Source organism: Nocardioides sp. (assembly GCF_004803405.1).
GTDB lineage: Bacteria > Actinomycetota > Actinomycetes > Propionibacteriales > Nocardioidaceae > Nocardioides > Nocardioides vastitatis.
On the sequence record NZ_SSXI01000298.1, the window covers coordinates 1 to 2,001 of the forward strand.

Sequence of the window (2,001 nt, forward strand, 5' to 3'; positions counted from 1 at the left end):
CCCGGTGCCGAGGCCCCTCGGCCTGCTCGCCCTGCAGCGGGCGGCGGGCAACGCCGCCGTCGTCCAGCAGGTCCAGCGCTACGCCGTCGGCGTCCCGGCCACGGCCGACCACGCGACGCTGATGGCGTGGATGCAGGGGAACAACCCGTACGCGCCGGACGAGGCCGCGCGCACCACCGCCCGGTTCAGGTACAACGTCACCTGGGACCACAGCGGCGAGTCCGGGTCGTGGACGCTGACGCCCCGAGACACCTCCACCGTGACGGTCACCAAGTCCGTCGACATGCCCGTGTGGCGGGCGCGAGACCCGGCGCTCCAGGCGGCGTGGGCAGCAGGGGTCACCGCGCTCCGGGCCCACGAGGCTCAGCACGAAGGTGTCGCCGACACCTGGCGGACCACCCTGCTCGGCCGCCTCCTGGCCTTCAGCACGTCGTCCTCCGCCGCCACGCTGCAGGCGGCCCGGAACGAGGCGAACACCGCGCTGGCGGCCGAGTGGCAGACCTGGCTCGCCGAGCACCAGGCGGAGCAGTCCGCACTCGACCCCTACTCGGTCGTCGTCGCGAACCCGCAGGCTCCGCCGGCCACGCCGTAGCCGGCAGCCCGGATCGACTAGGAGCGGCCCTCGAGCATCTGGGCGCGCTGCTTCACCTCGGACCAGCTCGGGTAGCGCTGCCGGAGCGTCGCTCCGCTCGGCACGCCCTCCTGCTCCTTGGCCCACGCCGAGTAGTCCGCGAAGCTGCCCGTGCTTCCCGGCGACCGGAGGTAGGACGCAACCATCCCGATCACCTCGTCGTCCGACCACCGGCGACTGGTCGACCGCGTCTTGTTCGTCGCCACTCCCGCCTTCGCGCAGGCCCCGTTCCACGAGCCGAAGCGGCGGATCAGCAACGCAGGGGACGCGGCGTCCCGACCGCGCTGCCAGGCGTCGTACGAGCCGGCGGTCAGCGGCTCCCCCAGCTCGGCCGCCGCTGCCTGGAGGCGCGCGACAAGGTCCTGGTCGCTGAACTCGGGCGTGCGCATGGCGTCACGCTAACCGTCGGAGGCGGTGTTGGCAGCGGATGCCAGCATGGCGGTGCGGGCGCCCTGCCTGAAGAGTCGACGCCGGAGGTCCCGTGACGAGAATCCTGCAGCTGCGACACCGGACCGACGTCCCATGACCGGGCGCGCGTCCGGACGGGAGCCCAGCCTCGCCGATGTCCGCCTGCCGGACCGGGTACGCGCCGTCGTACTCGTCCTGCACGGCGGCGCCGAGCAGGACGACCAGCCGGTCGACGGGCGCAGTCTGTCCTGGCGACGCGGCCGGCAGCTGGCGCGGGACATCGCCCCGCCGCTCGCCGGCGACGGTATCGGCGTGGTGCTCCTGAGGTACCGCATGAGGGGCTGGAACGTCGCCTCGGACGGGATGCCTGCGCCGGTGGCCGACGCCCGCTGGGCGCTGGACGAGCTGGCTCGGCGCCACGGTCGGCCGGTCGCGCTCGTCGGGCACTCCATGGGCGCTCGGACCGCCGTCGCGGTCGCTGCGCACGCGTCGGTGCATGGCGTCGTCGCGCTCGCACCGTGGTTCCCCCGAGGCGAGCCGGTCGAGCCACTGAGGGCGAAGGCGCTGCGGGCCGCCCACGGCCGGCGGGACCACGTCACGTCGGCCGGAGCGACCCGGCAGTACGTCGAGCGCGCCCATGGCGTCTGCGATGCCACGTTCACCGACATGGGCGACGTGGGCCACTACCTGCTGCGGCGGGTCGCCGCCTGGAACGCGATCGCCGTCGCTGGCGTCCGCGAGGTGCTCGCGGCCCGCTGAGTCAGCGCGTCGCCTTGACCGCCCAGGACACCAGCTCACGAGCCGGACCCTCGGGCGGGTGTGCTCCGCCCTGCCAGACGGCGTGCAGCCGGCGGGTCAGGTCGAGCCCGACGACGGTGATCTGGACCAGTCGACCGGTCGCCAGGTCGTCGCGGACGGCATGCGCCCCGACCGCCGCGGGCCCGGCCCCGGCGGCGACCGCG

The 2,001-nt window shown here is 74.5% G+C and carries 4 protein-coding genes; 2 read left to right on the forward strand and 2 right to left on the reverse strand.

The genetic code is table 11. From position 1 onward, the window contains the following. A partial coding sequence (locus E7Z54_RS20735) for a DUF922 domain-containing protein (protein ID WP_136436637.1) occupies positions 1 to 592 on the forward strand: 592 nt, incomplete at its 5' end. Positions 593 to 609: 17 nt separating this feature from the next. Here E7Z54_RS20735 and E7Z54_RS20740 read toward each other — a convergent pair. After that, positions 610 to 1,020: a homing endonuclease associated repeat-containing protein gene (locus tag E7Z54_RS20740; RefSeq protein WP_136436638.1), complete on the reverse strand. Its 411-nt coding sequence runs from the start codon at positions 1,018 to 1,020 to the stop codon at positions 610 to 612. Between the two features lie 133 nt (positions 1,021 to 1,153). Here E7Z54_RS20740 and E7Z54_RS20745 point away from each other — a divergent pair, with 133 nt between their 5' ends. Next, positions 1,154 to 1,798, forward strand: coding sequence for an alpha/beta hydrolase (locus E7Z54_RS20745; protein WP_136436639.1), 645 nt, complete (start codon positions 1,154 to 1,156; stop codon positions 1,796 to 1,798). A gap of 1 nt (position 1,799) precedes the next feature. Here the strand turns inward: E7Z54_RS20745 and E7Z54_RS20750 are convergent. Continuing rightward, positions 1,800 to 2,001 (reverse strand): LysR substrate-binding domain-containing protein (locus E7Z54_RS20750; RefSeq protein WP_240769817.1); only part of this gene is annotated, 202 nt, incomplete at its 5' end.